Below are 18,861 nucleotides of genomic sequence, written 5' to 3'. Positions count from 1 at the left end.
GGCCGTCTCCGGCCCATCGACAACGGATTGGCAGCACATGGCAGACGACTTTACGTTCAGTATCACCACCACCCGCTTCGACGAGGACTACTCCCCGTCCGAAGGCTCCCGTATCACGACGAACTTCGCCAACCTCGCACGGGGCGAGCACCGTCAGGAGAACCTCCGCAACGCCTTGACCATGATCCGGCGCCGCTTCAACGATCTCGCGGACTGGGACAACCCGGACCGGGACCGCTACACGCTCGAGCTTAATATCGTCTCTGCGCAGATTGAGTTCACTGCGGAAGGCACGGATCAGCAGTTTCCCCTGTTCGAGGTTCTCGACATCCAGATCGTCGACCTGCTGAACGGGGTCCGCCACCAGGGAATCGTCGGGAACAACTTTTCCTCCTACGTCCGTGACTTCGACTTCAGCGTGGTACTGCCGGCGGCAGCAGGTGACTCAGGCAAGCCCACCGTTCCCGAGGATTTCGGCGATCTTCACGGCAAGCTGTTCCAGCACTTCCTCGAGTCCCCGGTAGGCCAGGAGCGCTTTCCGCAACCGCCAGTGGTCTGCATCAGCGTCTCCACGAGCAAGACATACCGGCAAACCGGGAACCGTCACCCGGTCCTGGGCGTCGAGTACCAGCAGGACGATTACTCCCTGACGGACGCGTACTTCGGAAAAATGGGGCTGCAGGTCCGCTACTTCATGCCCCGCGGCAGCGTGGCTCCCCTCGCCTTCTATTTCCGGGGCGACCTGCTCAACGACTACTCCAACCTGCAGCTCATCGGCACGATCAGCACCATGGAGACGTTCCAGAAGATCTACCGCCCGGAGGTCTACAACGCGAACTCTGCCGCTGCCGCGGTCTACCAGCCGAGCCTGGGCGAGCAGGACTACTCGCGGACCCAGATCGCTTACGACCGCGTCGAGCGCAGTCAGCTCGCGGTCACGCAGGCGAAGTACACGGAGGAACACTTCATCACGCCCCACAAGGATCTGTTGGACCAGTGGACCGCCAACTACCCCGCTCTCGTCAACTGACCCTCGGAGAATCGCCAATCATGAACACACTTTTACCCACCACCCTTGTCGGAAGCCTGCCGAAACCATCGTGGCTCGCCCAGCCGGAGACTCTGTGGTCCCCGTGGAAGCTGGAGGGAAATGCGCTGCTCGAGGGCAAGCAGGATGCACTGCGCATCGCCATCCACGAGCAGAGCCGGCGCGGCATTGACATCGTCAGCGACGGCGAGCAAACCCGCCAGCACTTCGTCACGACGTTCATCGAGCACCTCAGCGGGGTCGACTTTGAACAGCGCAAAACCGTGCGCATCCGCGACCGCTACGACGCGAGCGTACCAACCGTCGTCGGACCGGTACGCCGCGAACAGCCGGTATTCGTCGACGACGCAAAATTCCTCCGCGCAACCACCGACAAGCCGATCAAATGGACGCTTCCCGGTCCTATGACAATGGTGGACACGCTCTACGATGACCACTACAAGAGCCGCGAGAAGCTGGCCTGGGAGTTCGCCACCATCCTGAACCAGGAGGCAAAGGAACTCGAGGCGGCCGGCGTGGACATCATCCAGTTCGACGAGCCCGCGTTCAATGTCTTCCTCGATGAGGTCAAGGACTGGGGCGTGGCTGCGCTTGAGCGAGCGGCAGAAGGACTGCGTGCGGAGACCGCCGTGCATATCTGCTACGGCTACGGGATCAAGGCGAATAATGACTGGAAGGCCACGCTCGGCTCACAGTGGCGGCAGTACGAGGAAACGTTCCCGCTGCTGCAGAGCTCCAGCATCGACATCATCTCGCTGGAATCGCAGAACTCCCACGTGCCCATGGACCTCATCGAACTCCTCCGCGGCAAGAAAGTCATGCTTGGCGCAATCGACGTTGCAAGCGAAACCGTCGAGACCCCGGAGGAGGTCGCCGACACCCTCCGCAAGGCCCTGCAGTTCGTTGATGCCGACAAACTCATTCCCAGCTCCAACTGCGGAATGGCGCCGTTCCCCCGGGACGTCGCATTGGCCAAGCTGAGTGCTCTCAGCGCAGGCACAAACATCATTCGCGAGGAACTCGCCCGCTCCGCACCCAGGGTGTCGTAACGGTGTTTCATGCCTACCCGGCAGACACGTGGCTCGAGGCTCCGCAGCAGAGCTTCCCCTCTTCCCTCTCGGCCGATGAATTCAAAGCACTGTTCCGTGGGCACCCGGGAGGTGTCGCCGTCGTCACGGCCGATGCCGGCGAAGGGCCTGTGGCGCTGACGGTATCTTCGGTCGTGTCGGTGAGTGCGGACCCTCCGTTGCTGATCTTCTCGGTCTCGGCACTGTCTTCTTCGTCCGAGGTGCTGTCGCGCGCCGAGACGGTCGTCGTGCACCTGCTGGACGCGCACGACGTCGACTTGGCCAAGTTAGGAGCGACCCCCGGTGCCGACCGATTTGACCAAACGCACCGCTGGTCGGCCCTTGCAACCGGTGAAGCGGTGTATGACGATGTCCGCGCCTGGGTGCGCTGCGCCGTCATCGATCGCATGGAGGTGGGGACTTCCACCATCATCGCCGTTCACGCCTTGGAGTCCCGTGTGATGCGTGACGTCCAGGCGGGCGAACCCGGAGACGCTCTGGTCTACCACAACCGTTCATGGCACCGCCTGGGCGAGCATTCCAAGCTTGGAGGCTGAGCGCCGCGCCAACAGCGCGGGGCAACAAAGCTAAGGAGGACGACGGCGGGAGCCTAACTCCCGCCGTCGTCCTCCTTAATATCTGCGCGTCCTTTCAACTTCCCGCGGTTGCTTCGGTTGTAGCCAACGGCGGCCCTCCGGCGCCATGATGGCGATATGGCTGACCCCCGACATAAGCTCTCCACCGCCGAACTTGCCGAAGCCGGACTCTCCGGCTGGCGCCTGACCGGCGACGCGCTCACCGCCACCTTCAGGACTCGAAAGTTCTCCACCGGCTTGGAGTTCGTAAACCGCATTGGCGCCTCCGCCGAGGAATCCAACCACCACCCCGACCTCACGCTCACCTACCCGGAGGTCAGAGTCACGCTCTCAAGCCACGATGTCGGCGGGATCACCAGCCGCGACATCGACCTCGCCCGCACTATCAGCGGCCACGCCGCGGACCTCGGCGTGGCCGCCGCGGAGTGATTTCACGCCGTCCCGCAGGGGCAAAGGAGCGTCGAGGCGCTAGGAGGTCTTACGGATGTTGGTTCGACACACCGCATGGTGGTGTTCCAACAGTTCGTGTTTGTGATGGAGCAAGAACTCGTGCCTGTAGTGAAGTCCTACCCACGATGACGCAACGATCTCGTCAATGAAACTGACAGGGTGCAACGGTGTTTGCCCGGTTTTGGGCATCGGCTCCGGTTCATTCGATGGTGTCCCGTTGATCGGACTACTGGTGCGAAACAGTCGGCGCAGAATCATCGTCTCTCATCTCGGTTCATAGGTGGTGAGAGCAGGTGCCCGGACCACACAAGGGTCAAGGACATTCCCGCGGGAGAAGGACAGGTCTGGGGAACTAGAAGGCCTTGAGGATGTCTTCGACGCGTTGTTTGGCGTCGCCGAAGAGCATCTGCGAGTTGTCCCGGAAGAACAGCGGGTTCTGGACTCCGGCGTAGCCTGCGGCCATTGAGCGTTTGAACACGACGACATTCTCGGCTCCCCACACTTTGAGGACAGGCATTCCGGCGATGGGGCTGCCGGGGTCTTCTGCGGCGGCGGGGTTGACGGTGTCGTTGGCGCCGATGACCAGGACCACGGAGGTGCTGTCGAGGTCGTCATTGATTTCATCCATTTCCAAAACGATGTCGTAGGGGACCTTGGCTTCGGCAAGGAGGACGTTCATGTGCCCGGGCAGGCGTCCGGCGACGGGGTGGATCCCGAACCTGACGTTCACTCCCCGTTCGCGCAATTGGTGTGCGAGTTCGGCCACGGGGTATTGGGCCTGGGCGACGGCCATGCCGTAGCCGGGGGTGATCACGACGGACGAGGCGTTGGTGAGCATTTCGGCTGTTGCCTCGGCCGTAATTTCACGGTGCTCGCCCTGGTCTGTGTCTCCTTTGCTGGCGGGGGCGGCGATGCCGAAGCCGCCGGCTATCACGGAGATGAAGGACCGGTTCATGGCCTTGCACATGATGTAGGACAGGTAAGCGCCGGAGGAACCAACCAGTGCACCGGTGATGATCAGCAGGTCATTGTTCAGCAGGAAGCCTGCCGCGGCCGCGGCCCAGCCGGAGTAGCTGTTGAGCATGGACACGACGACGGGCATGTCGCCGCCGCCGATGGAGGCCACCAGGTGCCACCCCAGTCCGAGGGCAAGCACCGTCACGACGACGAGGAGCCAGAGCTGGGAGTCATTGACGTACCAGACGGTTAAGGCGACGAAGACGGCGAGGGCGCCGAGGTTGATGGCGTTTTTGCCGGGCAGCATCAGCGGTGAGGATTTCATCCGGGCCGACAGTTTCAGGAACGCGACGATGGAGCCGGTAAAGGTGACCGCTCCGATGAAGACGCCGATGAACACTTCGGCGTGGTGGACGTCCTTCAAGGCTCCGGTCAGGTGCGGGGCTTGAAGGTGGCCGTTCCATCCAACGAGCACCGCGGCCAGGCCGACGAAGCTGTGCAGCAGCGCGATGAGCTCGGGCATGCCGGTCATCTCGACCACCCGGGCGCGCCAGAGTCCGATCGCACCGCCCACCAGGACGGCGGCGACGAGCAGGGCCAGGCCGGTCAGGCCGTGGTTTGTTCCCCAGGCACCTTGCACGGTCAGCCAGACCGTGGCAGCCAGCGCGATGACCATGCCGGTGATGCCGTAGATGACGCCGGCCTTGGCTCGTTCGTGCTTGCTCAACCCGGCGAGGCTGAGGATGAACAGCAGGGCCGCGACGACGTAGGCCGCCCCGGCGATGGATTCCGCGGTCAGCGGACCAGAGACGGCGTCAGGCAAAGTAAGGCTCCTCGAGATGATTTCTGTTGCTTCGGTGGCGTGGCTCATGAACGTGCCTTCCCGGCCGAGAACATGGCGAGCATGCGCCGGGTCACGGCGAAACCGCCGAAGATGTTGATGCTGGCCAGCAGGACAGCGACGGCCGCGAGGACCTGCACCACCGGGTTCTCCGAAGTGACCTGAAGCAGGGCACCGACCACGATGATCCCCGAGATCGCGTTGGTGACGGACATCAATGGGGTGTGAAGGGCGTGGTGGACCTTCCCGATGACGTAAAAGCCCACCACGACCGAAAGCATCAGCACCGTGAAGTGCTGCGGCAGCGGCGCCGGGGCCACGGTGTTGATGCCGAAGAGGGCCGCGATCCCCGAAGCGAACAAGAGCGCCTTGCCCGCAGGACTGAGGCCTTCCTTCTCCTTCGGCGAACTTGCTTCTTCAGCCACGGTTTGGGCTTGGGCGGCAGGAGCGGGGGCAGCGGAGACCTGCACCGGGGGCGGCGGCCAGGTCTTCTCACCCTCCCGCACCACCGTCACTGAACGCTGGACGACGTCGTCGAAGTCGATTCTCAGCTGCCCGTCCTTCTCCGGGGTGAGGAGCTTAAGAAGGTTCAACAGGTTAGTTCCGTACAGCTGCGAGGCCTGGGCCGGCAACCGGGTCGGCAGGTCCGTGTAGCCGAGGATGACTACACCGTTTTCGGTGACGGTCCGCTCCCCGGCCACTGAGCCTTCCACGTTCCCGCCCTGGCCGGCAGCCATGTCAACAATCACGCTGCCCGGCTTCATCGCGGCCACGTCATCGGCCGTGAGCAGCTTCGGCGCCGGCCGGCCCGGGATCAGGGCGGTGGTGATGATGATGTCCACATCGGCTGCCTGCTCGGAGTAGATCTCCGCTGCCCGCCGGTTGTATGCCTCCGACGTTGCTTTGGCGTACCCGTCCGAGGATTTCATCTCCTCCTCAACCTCCACCTTGAGGTAGGACCCGCCAATGGACTTCACCTGATCCGCGACCTCGGGCCGCGGATCCGTCGCACGCACAATCGCGCCCAGGCTCGATGCCGCACCGATCGCCGCCAGCCCGGCAACACCTGCACCCGCCACCAGGACCTTTGCCGGCGGGACCTTGCCCGCCGCAGTCACCTGGCCCGTGAAGAACCTGCCAAACTCGTGGGCAGCCTCAATCACCGCACGATACCCGGCGATATTCGCCATCGAACTGAGCACATCCATCGACTGCGCACGCGAAATCCGCGGAACAGCGTCCAACGCCAGCGCCGTAATAGGACGCGCCGCAAGTGCCTCCACCAGTTCCGGCCGCAGACCCGGCGCCAGCATCCCAATCAGCGTCGCACCGTCAGCCAAACGGCCAATCTCCTCCTCCGAGGGTGGATTGATCCGCAGCACCACCTCACTGCCCCACGCCTCATCAGCACCCACCACCGAGGCACCTGCGGCCTCGTAGTCCTCATCTCGAAAAGCCGAGGACTCCCCTGCGCCCTTCTCGACCACAATCTCGTAGCCCAACTCCAACAACCGCTTCACCGTGGTGGGCGTCGCCGCCACCCGTGTCTCGCTACCTAATTCGGCGACAATGCCAATACGTGTCACTTATGATCTCTCTCTTTAACGTGCGATTCCCCGGTGACTACTGTTGCCGGGAGGCAGTAGGGACCTGTCCTGCATACGAAGACCAGCCGCCGTCGAGACGGACGACGCCGGGAGCTAAGTAGCTTCGCACCGTCCCCAAGGGAGGGGGCTACTGCCAGGCCTGGTTTGTAGTCCGCGGGCGCCAGTCGCCTCTAATTATTCGGTGCGCGCGGCGCTCCTCGGCTGAGCACTGCCAGAACGTTGGTACTCGATCTGCGATTCCTAGATCGGGAAGCCGGGGTTCGGGCAGAGCAGTTCCTGGCCCGGGTTCATGATTGCCTGCAGGAATTTCGTAATTACGGGCTTGCCTCAGTCATGTGTGGCGTGGTCTGAATATTGATGTGGCCCAGATGGAAGGGGTATACGCGGTTCCCCATCGACTTCCTGGCGTCCGCCCTTGGGCGACGCTGTCGGCGGTTTCCGTGCCCAGACGACCGAGCCGGTGCGCGAGTTCTTTCATGCCAATCCACTCCTCATTGAGCTGACGGTCGAGCCGCGAAGAGACTCGACAAGCACTGATATATCTATAAGATCACTAAAAACATATCAGATAGGTCTTTGTCTCACCAGCATCTATTGCGAATTTTGGCGTGACCAGAACCGGTGCCGGTAAGACGACTGTCGGCCTGATCCCGGCGCTGGTGGACTTGCTGATCCCGCTGGCAAGGCAGTCGTCGGCCTCGATGGTAATGATGCCCTTGGGGAGGCTGGCCCGGGCTTCGGGCGTCCGGATGCAGCGGTCCTCGGCAGCAGGACGTCGACGGAGCGGACGATCGACATTAGCGAGGATGTTGGTCATGGGAGGCATGTGTGCGGTTGTTCCGGCGCGGCTCATCGTTATACGGCCGGCGGGGCGGGCGGGCCATAGCCTGCAGGTAGAGTGCGGTTCATGACATTGGGGGATGCCACCGCGATGGCGGCAGATGAACGGGCTCTCGAACTTGGCCACGCGCAGCGCCGGTCCTGGATCTTTTGGGCCTGGTTTTACGGAGCGGCACTGGCAATAACGGGCGCTGTCGATGCAATGCTCTCCGGCCTGGTCGGTCAGGACACCAGCCGCGGCCGGGAAACGATCTTCCTGGGCGCGCCGATTTCCGCCGCCGGCTGGCTCCTGACCATAGGAGTTCGGTTCTCGACGAAGCTACCGAAACCGGCCAAGGACCTGCCACGGCTGGAGCAAGGAATTCGGCTCACCCCCGGTTTGGTCAAAGTCCTGGTGATCGCCGCGGTGCTGATTGCGGCCGCCATGATCTTCCTGACGCCCCGCGGCACTTCCCTCGAGACACTCCCCTACACCGGGCTGCTGGCCACAGCAATCCTCAGCGTGGCCGCTGGCTTGGCCCGCTCGGGGTGGCTCTTCAGGAACAGCAGACAGTTGTACCTTCGATGGCTGGAACGCCGGTGGGGTCGCTGACAGTAGCCCGCGGCAATAGGTAGACGTTTGGATGGCTTACCTGCCAAGGTCCTAAGCATGCTTGCATGGTGACATTCGGAAAGGGAGCGGGTAGGGGGAAGCGAGAAGGGCGCGTTCAGCGAACGGGAGCGCACCCTTTCCCATGTTCGGGCTCCGGTTGACAGCCGAGCCGGAGTTTCAGCCATGCCGCCCGGTTCCCCGGCCCTAGACTGTCGCCATGCACCCCTTAGCGGCAATCGGCCTGGTGCTGCTCACCGGGATCGGCTGGACGGTTACCGTCCTGACGCTGCTGGTTGTCCTGGCCAAGTCCCGCCAGCCGCCGGCGGCTGAAGCCCGGGACAACCCGCTCTCGGATCCCGGCGCACCCCTCGCAGTCAGTGAACAGCGCCTTGGGAGTCATTCCTCTAGTTACGACCGCCGGTAGGCTCATCCCATGGGGGAATCAGAAGAACTGCGGGCACTGCCCGAAGGTTGGTCTTGGGAGGGTTTGGCTGGCCCGGAACTGGCATGGCTGGGCGAGGGCTTCTTTGGCGATGGACTCCTGGCAGACCTTCTTTGCGACCGGCTTCCCGATGGTTTTTCGCACAGCACCTGGATCCTTCACGCCCAGTTCTTCCGGCCGGCCGATGTGGCTCCCGAGCCAGAAGATGGTGCCCGTCTTCCGGGCTTCGGCTTCGGCACGCACGCCCCTGCTGGGTGGCAGCGGATCAACTGGGAAGAAACTGCCGCCGACAAAGGTGTCCCGCTGCAGGGGCCCGCCGGCGACGACGGCATTGAGATTCCGCCCGCCTACTGCTGGTCGGCCCTGCTGAACGATAGCGGCGCCGACTACGTGGTCATGCCTCCCGGCGTGGCACCCCAAGATTCACTGTGGCCAACGGAAGGCTCTCTGGGGAAAGCTGATTTGGAGGCGCTCGTTCCCGTCCTGGCAGCGCATACCGGCTCGACCCGGATGCTCGGCAGGTTCTCGCCCATCACCAACATCTTCGAGGCCGAATCCATCCGGGTGTTCTCCTTCAATCTGGCGACCATGCTGCCCTCGATGCTCGCCACCGGAGGGCAGGAGTTCAGCCCGGAGCTGTGGTGGCCCGAGGATCGGACGTGGGTGCTGTGGACTGATTACGACCTGATGGGCACCAGGGTGTTCGGCAGCAAGGACCTGATCGATGCCCTGCGCGAATCCGCTGACGTCGAGACACTGGACTGGCACCGCGTCCGGCTCCGGGCGCCCGCGCCCCCAAGGCCCCCGAGCGCTATGGAGTTGCGCTTCCAGGAGGTTCTGGCCAAGCAGGAAGCAGCAGAAGCCGAGGAGAATGAGGCTCGAGAGGATGACGATGGAAAAGGCTGAGATCGGCCAGTCTGCGCGGCTCACCTTTCGCACTGTCCGCCGCGAATCCGGCGGCGAAATCGCCGGCGTGACCGTCTCCGTGGCGTTGGAAGGCCTGTCCGCGCAGCGAGAGGTCTACCTGTATACGTCCGCGGACCTCAGGGAATTCTTCAATGGCCTGGCCGAGAACTGGCGGGGCTGGGACGGGGCACGGACCTACGAGTCCATTGAGGGCGACTTGCTGCTGGAGGCCACCCACACCGGAAGCCACGTCAAGCTGCACTTCACTCTCCAGGATCCTTTCTCCCCCGAAGAATGGCGTGTCAGCGGCACGGTGACCCTCGACGCCGGCGAAGAGCTCAGCCGTGCCAGCGAAGACGTGCAGGCACTGTTCACGGCACGGCGGTAGCGGACCCTCTGAAGGGGTCGGCATAATGTGCAAATTCTGCGCGCCGGCCAAGCTTAGGATTTTCAGATGACTCTCAGACCGCTTCTCCCAGGCGAAATTGTCATCGTTCAAGCACTGCTTGAGCGCACAGGCCAGCCGCGATGGAATGCTCTAGATCTCTCGGCTTTGCTCGTAAGTGACACGAACGACGGCGGCATGGGCAGCCTCCAATTTCATAGCAGCAAACCAGACCGGGAGTACGGACGGACGCTCGCGGAGGGTTGGTTCAAAGACAGTGACAACTTCCCGGTCCAGGTTGCCCTGAATCTGGACACGGATGACGACGTCTACGAACTCGACAGCTGGAGGGTGGACTTTTCCCCTCGACGGAGGCTGCCCAAAACGAAGGCCGACATAGTGTCTGACCCTGCAGAGCTGGCTTAGCGACGAGGGCGGAGACTGCAGCTGCTAGGTTCGACCTATGCCCGCTGATCTCGACAACTCCCTGCCGGAGCTTCTCGGGCATCTCTCCGTTCTCAGCCGGCCTGTCACCGGAGTGCTGCAGGCCGGCCTGCCCGAACGGATCCTGCTTGAAAAGGCCGCCAACGCCGGACTTGTCTTGCCCGGCGATGTCATCAAACTCTATGCGTGGCGCGACGGGACCCTGGACTATCCAGGTGCCATGCTCGATGACATCCACATCATCCCGGGCTTCTACTTCCCTAGCCTCTACGAAACACTCGCCAACCACGCAGTGTTCCGGGACGACGCACGGTGGAACCCGTCGTGGCTGCCGCTGCTGGCGAATGGGGGTGGCGACTTCTTCGCGGTGGACTGCTCCGACAACCCGGGCAGCTGGGGGCACGTACGCCACTTCATGCTGGGAGAACCAGAACATCACGTGCTGTACCTGACCGTTTCGTCGATGTTCGAAACCTTCGTAGCAGCCTTTGACCGCGGAATCTTCTTCCTTCACCCCTCCGGCCACCTCGACGCGGACGACGAAGCCTACGCGGCGCTGGCACGGACCGTGAACCCGGAAGCGCGGGGCTGGGATGCCTACTAGACGCCCGGACGAGACGCGGATGGCATCGCCCAAACGCGATGATCTGGCTGGCCCCCGGCGGAAGGAAGCCTCGGTGGGCATCCCCTCCCCCGACTACGCTGCGGCCTTGGACGAGATTCCGGGCTGGCGGAACCCTCCCAGGAAGCAGGCCGACGATGCACCCTGTGGGACCGGCGGCTGGCCCACGTCGCGACTAGTCACAAGGGTAGGGAGCTGAGAGACTGCGGCATGGGGAAAATGCAGGTAGACCCGTACTTTCGGAGTTCTCGGGCGCAAGTCTTGGGCGCCATTTTGGGCGTCTGCCTGATCGCGCCGCCGCTGATCCGGCTCGGCGAGGGGCACTGGACCGGCGTCGACTGGGTATTCGTCATCGCCGGCGCTGCATTCACGATCTTCTGGCTCTCGATGGCCGTCCTCGGGTGGCGATCGAGGCGAAGCGGCACCCATCCTGAACGGTGAGCCGGCAGCACCGCCTCACGAAGGCTTTAGTGAAGATGTCGCCGACGCCGATCGATGAGTTTCTTGCCGGCGAGGCGAACGACTACATCCGCGCGCAGCTGCTGATGATCATTGAGCAGCGGCAGGCCGGACTGCAATACCTGACGTACAACACCTTCAACGTGCTGCTGGACGTCGATGCAGGCACAGCCACCGTGGAGGACGAGCTCGACGTGGACCGTAAGAGCGTTGTCTCGCTGAGCCAGTTCGAAACACTCCTACGGGCAGCAGACTGACAAGCCTCGACGCCGCGCCTCACAACTACCGCAGCGCGGTCCGAAGCCGCTCGGCAAGGTCGTCGAGGGATTCGCGCCATTCGATTTCGTCGGCGTCGTCCCAGAGCTCAGCCAGTTCGGACTCATCCCCTGCGACCCGTTGGACGGCTTCCCGGGCGAGCTCCACGTCCTCAGCGGTGATTCCCCGCCCGTGTGCGGTCACCCAGTCAGCGACGTTCTCCGGTAGGATGCCGGGCGGATTGCCCTGACTGGCGGAGATGACCTCGGCGGCCGCGACAGCAACGCTGCCCTCGGGCGCCTCCACATAGCCCTCCCCCGTCTTGGCCAGCGCGGTTCGGACGGCCTCAGTCCCGCCGGCGTCGAGTTCAGCCAGCCAGTCCATCGCGTCGTCGTTCTCAAACGGCAGGTAGCCCCATGCGCCCATCATCGCCCCTCTCGATTGCCTGTCGGTGACACCACTATGGCAGAGAGGGGCATGCCGAGCCCCATGACACGAACCAGACGCTGAGCAGCCTGGATACTGAGGCAGAATCAAGGCATGGACCCTGAGACGATGTGGACGGTGCAGGGTGCTTCCCGCTCTGTCATCAACGGCGAACTGGACTGGCCGCTGCACGGGCTCCGGCACTCGCCGGAGGCGAACACCTCTGGCTGGACGAGTGTCCAAAGTCTTCATCAACTTCCTTGCCGAATTCCAGCCCAGAAGTAGCGTGGACGTAGAAGTGCATGTGGATGGAGTTCAAACCGGGAGGTACCCATGGCCGGAGTCGACGATTTGCTGGCCGGATCCGCAGACCGGTGGGCCAAGGCGGAGCGCCGTGCCGAAGGTATTGCCGACAAAGGCCTGGATCAGGCCGTCAAACGGTACTTCACGACATACTTCCCCACGGGTATGGTGCTGCTTTTCGTCGTCGGCGCTGGTGTGGGCCTTCTGCTCTTCCAGGGCGAGTGGGCCGCTTCCCTGTCTTACCTTTTCGCCGGAATAGCACTGGCATATTTGGGAGCGATTGCCGGCGGCATCGTCTACAACGCAAAGGTTATTGGTCCTGCCGTTGAAATGGGCCGGATCAACGTGCTGATGTCCCTACAGCCCCACGAGCAGAAGCAGTTGCGACGGGAAATCCTGGGCAAAATTCCGGCGACGCCAGAACACTTGGTTGTTAAGCGTGCCGCCGCTGTCCGGGAAAGGAAGGGCTTGGCCACCCAGCTCATTTTGATCATCCCCATCCTTGAACTGCAATTTCTGGTGCAGCTTCTGAACAGCAGGAACTCAACCTGGTGGTGGCTAATAGTTCTCGTGGGCACCGCAGTCACCTTAGCCATTGCCGTGCCCATACGAGAGTTTCGGGCACTCGGACGGTTCCTAACAGACACCCAGCAGATGCTGGACTGATTGGCTCGCATTTTTCCCCGGTAGTCGATGGCTTTCCAGTCGATGGATTAGAGCGCGGCCGGCCGTGCTTCCACTTCTGTCTGCTTTCCGGAGTCCCAGAGGGAGGCGAATTGGGCATTTCGGGACGAGGCGGCGAGTACCTGCTGGCCGCGGAAGGTGGCTTCCTCGCGGCGGATGTTCTCCACGTAGCGCATCATTCTGTCCGCAGGGCCCCGCATCGGAAGCAGCTTCTCGACGAAGGGCAGTCATTCTCCCGTCCGGCGCATGGCGCTAAAGAACCCTGGACTGGTCCAAGGCACCCAGTAGTCCTTCGGTGTCTTCGACGTCGTAGAAGGCCACCGTCTGCCCGAGACCCAAGCTGAAGAAGTCCATTCCGGTGTTCTGGTACATCCCGAGCAGTCCTCCGAGGCCCTGGCTCCCGAACGTCACGCTGACGTGCCGGCCGTCCTTGGCTCGGTCAACTTTGGTGGTCAGGCCGCTGATGGGCGCTTCTGAAACGGACCGCTCACCCGTGCAGACAATGGCCCGACGGTCTGTAAGAGCGTAGGCCGTGATGAGTTTGCGCCGCTTCTTGTAGATGAACCTGCCGAAGATGAAGTACAGGCCGACCAAAACGAAGGGGATGCCCCAGAGGATGAAGAAGGGTTGTTTGACCGAGGTGACAGCCATTGCCTCCCAGAAGATCGCGAAACCGCCCCAAAGAATACTGAAGGGGATCAGAAACGCATCCGCTCCGGTGAAACGGACGCGTGGGTCGGGCTGCCCTACCCACAGGAGTCTCTCGTCTTGGCGGAGGAGTGGAAGGATCCGGCTTCTGGGGTCGTTCATGCCACGAAGTGTTCCACAGTAATTCCGCTCTGAACAGGGCAAACGCCGATGGCTGGCAGGCACGGATCAGGCTTTGAGCGCGGCCGGGCGAGGGCGTCGAACTTGTCCGCATCGCAACAGTTGCCGGCGGACCGGAACTCGTCGGCCTTGCGGAGGCTGCGATGGCCCTATTGGCCCCAGGAGTTGGCGTCGTCACGCGGTAGGTTCAGGCCTCAGCCCGGGCTAAGCCCAGGTGATCTGGCTCGGGGTGCGTTGCTCGGCGATACTGACCGCAGCTTCAATGGTGGTCTGGCCTTCGGAATCCGGCCAGGTGGGTTCCTCGGTCTCTCCGGCGTGGCGAAACCTCACGTAGTAGAGCAGCCCTTCCTTGCCGAGCGGCTGAGCCGATTCACCGGGTTCGAGCTGCTCATCTATCTGAGCCAGCCCAAACCAAAAGTCGTAAGGCAGGCCGACGATGTCCACGGACATCGTGACATCTCCTGCGTACAACCAGGTCCCGCTCCTGCAAATCAGCACAGACACAGCGTGCCACCTCATCCTGCCGGTTTACCAACGGTTCGCGGGTCCGACCGTCTGGGCCCCACAGGTAGGCTGCAGGCCGGTGACGGCCCGTGCGGGCAAGACCGGTCCGGTTGACATGTGGCCGCGCCTCTCACGGTTCGTGTCGCCGTGCAGGGCGCCTAGTGTCGGTGGCGGCGAGTCACACGGGGTCGTTGCCGTCGCGGCGGAAGGTTAGCCGATCGGCGTTGTCCGGGTCGCCCAGCCACTGGTACAGGCTTCTGCCATCTGTTGGGCCCATGACATAGAGCCAGTACACCCAGGGCTTGTTCTCCTTCTCCACGTGGAGCCGGACAATCTGATAGTCGTTGCCAACGGGGCATTGGTCTTGTTCCAGGGTCCAAGTGCCGTAGTAGTCCGTCCTGTTGTCCCAGTCCAGAGTCGGCGTTGACGCGAAACCGTCGAAAACGCCGCCGGGAACTCCGGTCCAGGCTGCTGTGCCGTTGGGCTGCAGTTCGAGCTGGGTCCGCTTCTCCGGTCCGTTGTCGGTGTGCCAGGTTCCTTCGACTTCGGCGGCCTGCACGTCATTAGCGGGTATGGGCACCTCGAACAATGAACAGCCGGTCAGCAGCATGCCGCACACGACGAGGCCCAGGGCAGCGACCGCTGACCGCCGGCTGAAGTTCAGCCTCATGATTCCGACCTCGTGACGTCATACCGGCGGTGCGAGAAAATGAATTTGTCCGCTTCCAAGACGACCACTGACGGCGCTTGCAGCGCTGTAGCCCTCAGTGCCTGCTCGGTGACGGCCTCGTCCCCCGTCGAGTGGGCGTACATCAGGATCCGCCACGAATTGAACACTGCCCGCCCGTCCCAGTCCCAGTCGACATCCAGGTCCTCCCCAGAGTCTAGTTCGAAGCGGCACCCGACTCCGTGCAGGTGGAAGGAACCCAGCTCATCCAGGACACCGGACCGGACCGGGTCACTTCCATCCCGTGGCACGAGCCACAAGCCGGTCCACACCGTCGGCCTTTCGTTGCCTCCGTACACCGTGAGCAGGGCGTCCAGGCACCTCGACGTCAGCCGGACGAACGTCTCAACGATGGCCGCCGGGTCACTCACTTGGCGGCGAGTTCGCTGCGGCGGAACGTCCCGGCGATGGAGCGTTTCTTGCCGTAGGCGATGGCCCCGTACCGGAACAGGTGGACGGCGAGGCGAAAGATGAGGATCCCGACGATCGGCAGTTCAGCGATGACGAGGCCGGATTCGAGGGGGCTGAGGGTGCCGAACGCGTTGCGGAGCAGGGCGGTGACCGGGGCGGTCAGTGGGAAGTATGTGAACACCTGCACGACGCTCCGGGGTCGGAGATCACCAGGCTGAAGGTGTAGAAGGGGATGAACATCATGGCCCCACACCGATTAGCACAGAGTAAGTCCGTGCTGAACCTAGCCTTGGCCGAAGAGTTTTCTCCCGATTTTTCCAAACAGGCCCGGCTCCAAATGAGCATCGATGACTGTAGGTTCTTCCGTGAAGTCCGTACCTCGTTCTGTCACCTTCCGACGCCGATTATCCCATTCGACGGCATTGAGCTCTGAGTTGTATAAAGGCGGTGTGACGCCGGCAGTTCGAAACGTATTCCACATCCAAGACGGAATATTTTCTGCCGTCCTGGGAAAGGCAATAAGTTCTGATTTTAGCGTCTCGGCGTCAGACGGTGCATCTTCCTCACCGGGGGTGGCAAAGAGGCCTCTGGACAGGAGCTCTTCGTCGAACACCTCCAGATGTCCCTCTGCTTGAGGATAGAGGTGTACCCTATAGGTTATCCATGTCCCTTCTCCCGGGACATAGGAGCGCGCGCGAACCTCGAGTAGCCAACTGTCCATCGCCTCATAGGAAAATTCGGCGTCAAAGTCGGGATAACCCCATTGCCCGTTCCGCTGTACATCTTCGTACCGACGAGACAGAGTCTGCTGTATCCATGACGTGCTAACGACAGCTTCCGCACCGTAACCAGGTCCTCCCTCGGAGAAGGCTTCTTTTTGGAGGCGCAGCAAGCCGTCAGAAATGAAGGCATCGTGGATCGTTGTACTTTGTCGCATCTGTTAGCCCTTATGACTTCGGCAAGTTATTGAATGAATTGGTTGCTACTTTGCCTCCGGTAAAGCCATGGCGAAGCAGGAACGTAGACGGAAGCCCCGGCTGACTGCTCGGGATTGTCATCATCGACCAGTTCAAACTTACACTTTCCCCCGCAACCAAACGGCGCTTCACATCTCTGATGACACCAGACTCCACCTCCCCAAACAGGACATGAGAGCGGCCGCCTCGGCTGGCTCGAAGAATTCGATGTCCATGGAAACCTCCGGAGAAAAGAGCTGTCTTCCACTTTCATGCCGTAACGTGGAATCCCCTACATGACCCGGTGCCGCTACCGCTGGAAGGCTGTTACCGACCGCTCGGTGGCATCAGCACCGACCTGCAACGCTTCCGGCATTAGGTGCCCGTAGACCTGCTCCGTCGTCTTGGTCGAGGCGTGTCCCAGCCGGCGCGATATCGTGAACAGCGGCACCCCGTCCTGGATCAACCACGAGGCGTGTGTATGCCGCAGATTGTGAATCCGGGGATTCTTCGTCAGCCCGATGGCCTGCGCCGTTCGAACGGCAGGAACCCAGTAATGGTGCCAATAGAGCTTGTGGATGATTCGCCCGCCCGTGGGCGTCGTAAAAACAAGCTCTTTGCCCGGCCGCGCAGAAACTAGCGGGATCAGCAACTAGACCAGCGCAGGGTTCAGCCCGATGGTGCGCTTGCCGGCCCCGGTCTTTGTGGCACCGATATAAAACTGCGACTGCCCGTCCCGTTTCCAGGCCTTGTTGATCCGCGCGGTGGGCGGTTTGGAGAGCAGGTCCACGTCCGCCACAGTTAGGGCGGTGGCCTCGCCGAACCGGGTACCGGTCATGACCAGGAAATTGGTGAAAGCTTTGTACCGCTCCCCCATGCCTTCCATGATCAAGCTGAACTCAGCATGGGTGAGGAACATGGCTTCATCTTCAGCCTTCTCAATCGGCGGCTACTGCACCCCGCGACAAGGGTTGCGAGTGATGTAGCTCAGCATCTCAGCCGTGTTCATCGCAGCCGAGATCAGGCCATGGATGTTGTGGATCGTTTTAGGCGCCAGCCCTTTCGAGGCCATCGCCTTCACCCAGTGCGCCATGAGGCGGTAGTCCAACTTGTCCACCGGGACATGTCCGATGACATTTCGGATATGCCGGTCCAGCATCACCTGGTAGGTCTTCGTGGTTCCGCTGGAGGGCCGAACCAAAAGATCGTTGTGTCCTGGACGACTTCCGCCACAGTGGGTGTGCGCTTCGCGTTTGTGAGCATCGCGTGCTGCGCAATCTCGAACGTCTGACCGTTGGCGTCCAAAAGCCGTTTGAGGGTTTCAGCCTCGAGAAGTGTTGCGACAGTGAGGCCCTGTGAAGAACGCGTCTTCGGATCCCGCCAGCAGACCATGAAGGACTGTGTACCGTCCTTTTTCACGCGTTTGCGGATCCTGGCCATGCAAAAAATGCTACGCCGCTGTTCACAGTTTGAGCGTTTTTGTCCACACTCAACCGCTCAACAGGCGCCTGACCTGCGGCGATACTGTGCCCGAGGTGGGACTCGAACCCACACACCTTTCGATACCGCATTTTGAGTGCGGCGCGTCTGCCAATTCCGCCACTCGGGCGCGGAATACGCGAAGCAGGATAGGTACGCCCACAGCTGATTGTGAGCAACGCGATCGCTTCACGTACGCGGAATTACTCTACATGCAGATAGGCTGAAGTCCAGAATCGCGCCGCCGTTGCCGCAACCGTACCCATGCTGGCCAAGTAACAACCGCGGTGGCACCTAAGATAGTGATGTCCCGCCGTACCCCTCCAAGGAGATCCCGTGACTGAACAGACGGAGTCCAAATCCACATCCCAGCCGGCGCGCCGCGTCATCGTGGCTGAGGATGAAACCCTCATCCGCCTCGACATCATCGAGATCCTGCGCGGCGAAGGCTACGACGTTATCGGTGAGGCGGACAACGGCGAAAAGGCCGTGCAGCTGGCCGAGGAACTCAAGCCGGACCTGGTCCTGATGGACGTCAAAATGCCCGTCATGGACGGCATCTCGGCAGCCGAAAAGATCGTGAAGGCACGCATCGCCCCCGTCGTGCTGCTCACCGCCTTCAGCCAGAAGGAACTGGTTGAGCGCGCCCGCGACGCCGGCGCCATGGCCTACGTCGTGAAGCCCTTCACCCCGGCGGACCTCATCCCTGCCCTGGAAATTGCGCTCTCCCGCCACGAGGAGATCAAGGCCCTCGAAAGCGAGGTCTCCGACCTGCAAGAGCAGTTCGCCACCCGCAAGCTCGTGGAACGCGCCAAGAGCCTGCTCACCACCAAGATGGGCCTCACCGAGCCCGAGGCCTTCCGCTGGATCCAGAAGACTTCCATGGACCGCCGCCTCAGCATGCGCGAGGTCGCGGAGACCATCATCAACCAGGTCAACTAGCCGGGCCAGGCCCGGAGCGGTTACGACGACGGGCCGCGCCACAGCGAAAAGGACCCCTGCCAGCCGGCAGGGGTCCTTTTCCGTTCAGAA

27 protein-coding genes, 1 tRNA gene and 2 pseudogenes are annotated in these 18,861 nt (G+C 62.2%); 14 read left to right on the top strand and 16 right to left on the bottom strand.

The annotated features are described in order from the left end of the window. Nucleotides 1-37: 37 nt before the first annotated feature. The 4 genes from UC32_RS06505 (at nucleotide 38) to UC32_RS06490 (ending at nucleotide 3,140) form a co-directional block, all read left to right on the top strand. The gene (locus tag UC32_RS06505; RefSeq protein ID WP_045730429.1) at nucleotides 38-1,030 is read left to right on the top strand and encodes a DUF1852 domain-containing protein; all 993 of its coding nucleotides are present in this window, start codon (nucleotides 38-40) and stop codon (nucleotides 1,028-1,030) included. 20 nt (nucleotides 1,031-1,050) lie between these two features. Further along, nucleotides 1,051-2,097, top strand: coding sequence for a methionine synthase (locus UC32_RS06500; protein ID WP_045730428.1), 1,047 nt, complete (start codon nucleotides 1,051-1,053; stop codon nucleotides 2,095-2,097). A gap of 2 nt (nucleotides 2,098-2,099) precedes the next feature. Then, entirely contained in the window at nucleotides 2,100-2,672 is a 573-nt protein-coding gene (locus UC32_RS06495; protein WP_045730427.1) for a flavin reductase family protein, read from the top strand. A gap of 156 nt (nucleotides 2,673-2,828) precedes the next feature. Further along, on the top strand, nucleotides 2,829-3,140 hold the full coding sequence (locus UC32_RS06490) for a 4a-hydroxytetrahydrobiopterin dehydratase (RefSeq protein ID WP_045730426.1): 312 nt from the start codon (nucleotides 2,829-2,831) through the stop codon (nucleotides 3,138-3,140). Between the two features lie 373 nt (nucleotides 3,141-3,513). On the opposite strand, the gene pntB is transcribed toward UC32_RS06490, so the two are convergent. From pntB to UC32_RS06475, 4 genes and pseudogenes are all read right to left on the bottom strand, one after another. Continuing rightward, nucleotides 3,514-4,989: a Re/Si-specific NAD(P)(+) transhydrogenase subunit beta gene (gene pntB / locus UC32_RS06485; RefSeq protein ID WP_235423604.1), complete on the bottom strand. Its 1,476-nt coding sequence runs from the start codon at nucleotides 4,987-4,989 to the stop codon at nucleotides 3,514-3,516. Then, nucleotides 4,986-6,545, bottom strand: coding sequence for a Re/Si-specific NAD(P)(+) transhydrogenase subunit alpha (locus UC32_RS06480; RefSeq protein WP_045730425.1), 1,560 nt, complete (start codon nucleotides 6,543-6,545; stop codon nucleotides 4,986-4,988). The genes pntB and UC32_RS06480 overlap by 4 nt, the downstream gene beginning before the upstream one ends. Nucleotides 6,546-6,809: 264 nt before the next feature. Next, a pseudogene (locus UC32_RS20935) lies at nucleotides 6,810-7,044 on the bottom strand (pyridoxal phosphate-dependent aminotransferase); the annotation flags it as partial. 75 nt (nucleotides 7,045-7,119) lie between these two features. Continuing rightward, complete coding sequence (locus UC32_RS06475; RefSeq protein ID WP_152642573.1) at nucleotides 7,120-7,383, bottom strand: hypothetical protein; 264 nt, start codon at nucleotides 7,381-7,383, stop codon at nucleotides 7,120-7,122. 90 nt (nucleotides 7,384-7,473) lie between these two features. On the opposite strand from UC32_RS06475, the gene UC32_RS06470 reads away from it, so the two are divergent. The 8 genes from UC32_RS06470 to UC32_RS06435 all read left to right on the top strand — a co-directional run bounded on the left by UC32_RS06470 (nucleotide 7,474) and on the right by UC32_RS06435 (nucleotide 11,513). After that, nucleotides 7,474-7,998, top strand: coding sequence for a hypothetical protein (locus UC32_RS06470; protein ID WP_045730423.1), 525 nt, complete (start codon nucleotides 7,474-7,476; stop codon nucleotides 7,996-7,998). A 217-nt stretch (nucleotides 7,999-8,215) separates the two neighbouring features. Then, complete coding sequence (locus UC32_RS06465; RefSeq protein ID WP_045730422.1) at nucleotides 8,216-8,422, top strand: hypothetical protein; 207 nt, start codon at nucleotides 8,216-8,218, stop codon at nucleotides 8,420-8,422. A gap of 9 nt (nucleotides 8,423-8,431) precedes the next feature. Continuing rightward, nucleotides 8,432-9,346 (top strand): hypothetical protein, encoded by a 915-nt coding sequence (locus tag UC32_RS06460; protein WP_045730421.1) that lies wholly within the window; start codon nucleotides 8,432-8,434, stop codon nucleotides 9,344-9,346. After that, the gene (locus UC32_RS06455; protein ID WP_200896330.1) at nucleotides 9,327-9,734 is read left to right on the top strand and encodes a DUF6228 family protein; all 408 of its coding nucleotides are present in this window, start codon (nucleotides 9,327-9,329) and stop codon (nucleotides 9,732-9,734) included. The genes UC32_RS06460 and UC32_RS06455 overlap by 20 nt, the downstream gene beginning before the upstream one ends. Nucleotides 9,735-9,800: 66 nt before the next feature. Beyond that, complete coding sequence (locus UC32_RS06450; protein WP_052690534.1) at nucleotides 9,801-10,157, top strand: DUF6984 family protein; 357 nt, start codon at nucleotides 9,801-9,803, stop codon at nucleotides 10,155-10,157. 37 nt (nucleotides 10,158-10,194) lie between these two features. Beyond that, nucleotides 10,195-10,779 carry an SMI1/KNR4 family protein gene (locus tag UC32_RS06445; protein ID WP_045730420.1) on the top strand — a complete coding sequence of 195 codons (585 nt, stop codon included), beginning with the start codon at nucleotides 10,195-10,197 and terminating at the stop codon, nucleotides 10,777-10,779. Between the two features lie 228 nt (nucleotides 10,780-11,007). Continuing rightward, nucleotides 11,008-11,238 (top strand): hypothetical protein, encoded by a 231-nt coding sequence (locus UC32_RS06440; RefSeq protein ID WP_045730419.1) that lies wholly within the window; start codon nucleotides 11,008-11,010, stop codon nucleotides 11,236-11,238. Nucleotides 11,239-11,273: 35 nt separating this feature from the next. Next, nucleotides 11,274-11,513, top strand: coding sequence for a hypothetical protein (locus UC32_RS06435; RefSeq protein ID WP_152642572.1), 240 nt, complete (start codon nucleotides 11,274-11,276; stop codon nucleotides 11,511-11,513). A 25-nt stretch (nucleotides 11,514-11,538) separates the two neighbouring features. On the opposite strand, the gene UC32_RS20695 is transcribed toward UC32_RS06435, so the two are convergent. Beyond that, entirely contained in the window at nucleotides 11,539-11,937 is a 399-nt protein-coding gene (locus tag UC32_RS20695) for a DUF4259 domain-containing protein (protein ID WP_045730488.1), read from the bottom strand. Between the two features lie 333 nt (nucleotides 11,938-12,270). On the opposite strand from UC32_RS20695, the gene UC32_RS06425 reads away from it, so the two are divergent. Next, nucleotides 12,271-12,906: a hypothetical protein gene (locus tag UC32_RS06425; protein ID WP_045730417.1), complete on the top strand. Its 636-nt coding sequence runs from the start codon at nucleotides 12,271-12,273 to the stop codon at nucleotides 12,904-12,906. Between the two features lie 47 nt (nucleotides 12,907-12,953). Here the strand turns inward: UC32_RS06425 and UC32_RS20535 are convergent. The 11 genes and pseudogenes from UC32_RS20535 to UC32_RS06385 all read right to left on the bottom strand — a co-directional run. Continuing rightward, a pseudogene (locus UC32_RS20535) lies at nucleotides 12,954-13,091 on the bottom strand (PspA/IM30 family protein); the annotation flags it as partial. Nucleotides 13,092-13,176: 85 nt separating this feature from the next. After that, on the bottom strand, nucleotides 13,177-13,734 hold the full coding sequence (locus UC32_RS20025; RefSeq protein ID WP_052690532.1) for a hypothetical protein: 558 nt from the start codon (nucleotides 13,732-13,734) through the stop codon (nucleotides 13,177-13,179). A 222-nt stretch (nucleotides 13,735-13,956) separates the two neighbouring features. Further along, on the bottom strand, nucleotides 13,957-14,202 hold the full coding sequence (locus tag UC32_RS06415; RefSeq protein ID WP_045730416.1) for a hypothetical protein: 246 nt from the start codon (nucleotides 14,200-14,202) through the stop codon (nucleotides 13,957-13,959). Between the two features lie 232 nt (nucleotides 14,203-14,434). Continuing rightward, nucleotides 14,435-14,926, bottom strand: a complete 492-nt coding sequence (locus tag UC32_RS06410) for a hypothetical protein (RefSeq protein ID WP_045730415.1) — start codon at nucleotides 14,924-14,926, stop codon at nucleotides 14,435-14,437. Then, complete coding sequence (locus UC32_RS06405) at nucleotides 14,923-15,354, bottom strand: DUF6896 domain-containing protein (protein ID WP_045730414.1); 432 nt, start codon at nucleotides 15,352-15,354, stop codon at nucleotides 14,923-14,925. Before UC32_RS06405 ends, UC32_RS06410 begins: the two co-directional genes overlap by 4 nt. After that, nucleotides 15,351-15,575 carry a hypothetical protein gene (locus UC32_RS06400; RefSeq protein WP_235423603.1) on the bottom strand — a complete coding sequence of 75 codons (225 nt, stop codon included), beginning with the start codon at nucleotides 15,573-15,575 and terminating at the stop codon, nucleotides 15,351-15,353. Before UC32_RS06400 ends, UC32_RS06405 begins: the two co-directional genes overlap by 4 nt. A gap of 102 nt (nucleotides 15,576-15,677) precedes the next feature. Continuing rightward, complete coding sequence (locus UC32_RS20265; protein WP_082071959.1) at nucleotides 15,678-16,331, bottom strand: hypothetical protein; 654 nt, start codon at nucleotides 16,329-16,331, stop codon at nucleotides 15,678-15,680. Between the two features lie 329 nt (nucleotides 16,332-16,660). Next, nucleotides 16,661-17,002 carry a tyrosine-type recombinase/integrase gene (locus tag UC32_RS20930; RefSeq protein WP_235423602.1) on the bottom strand — a complete coding sequence of 114 codons (342 nt, stop codon included), beginning with the start codon at nucleotides 17,000-17,002 and terminating at the stop codon, nucleotides 16,661-16,663. Continuing rightward, complete coding sequence (locus UC32_RS20925) at nucleotides 17,003-17,269, bottom strand: site-specific integrase (protein ID WP_235423601.1); 267 nt, start codon at nucleotides 17,267-17,269, stop codon at nucleotides 17,003-17,005. A 30-nt stretch (nucleotides 17,270-17,299) separates the two neighbouring features. Next, the gene (locus UC32_RS20920) at nucleotides 17,300-17,512 is read right to left on the bottom strand and encodes a hypothetical protein (protein ID WP_235423600.1); all 213 of its coding nucleotides are present in this window, start codon (nucleotides 17,510-17,512) and stop codon (nucleotides 17,300-17,302) included. A gap of 365 nt (nucleotides 17,513-17,877) precedes the next feature. Further along, nucleotides 17,878-17,959 (bottom strand) — tRNA-Leu (locus tag UC32_RS06385). Nucleotides 17,960-18,165: 206 nt separating this feature from the next. Between UC32_RS06385 and UC32_RS06380 the strand changes: the two genes are divergently transcribed. Beyond that, nucleotides 18,166-18,771: an ANTAR domain-containing response regulator gene (locus tag UC32_RS06380; RefSeq protein WP_015936896.1), complete on the top strand. Its 606-nt coding sequence runs from the start codon at nucleotides 18,166-18,168 to the stop codon at nucleotides 18,769-18,771. Nucleotides 18,772-18,861 lie beyond the last annotated feature (90 nt).

The organism is Pseudarthrobacter chlorophenolicus (assembly GCF_000962805.1).
GTDB classification, from domain to species: Bacteria; Actinomycetota; Actinomycetes; order Actinomycetales; family Micrococcaceae; genus Arthrobacter; species Arthrobacter chlorophenolicus_A.
This window is presented reverse-complemented; position numbering and strand designations above follow the sequence as displayed.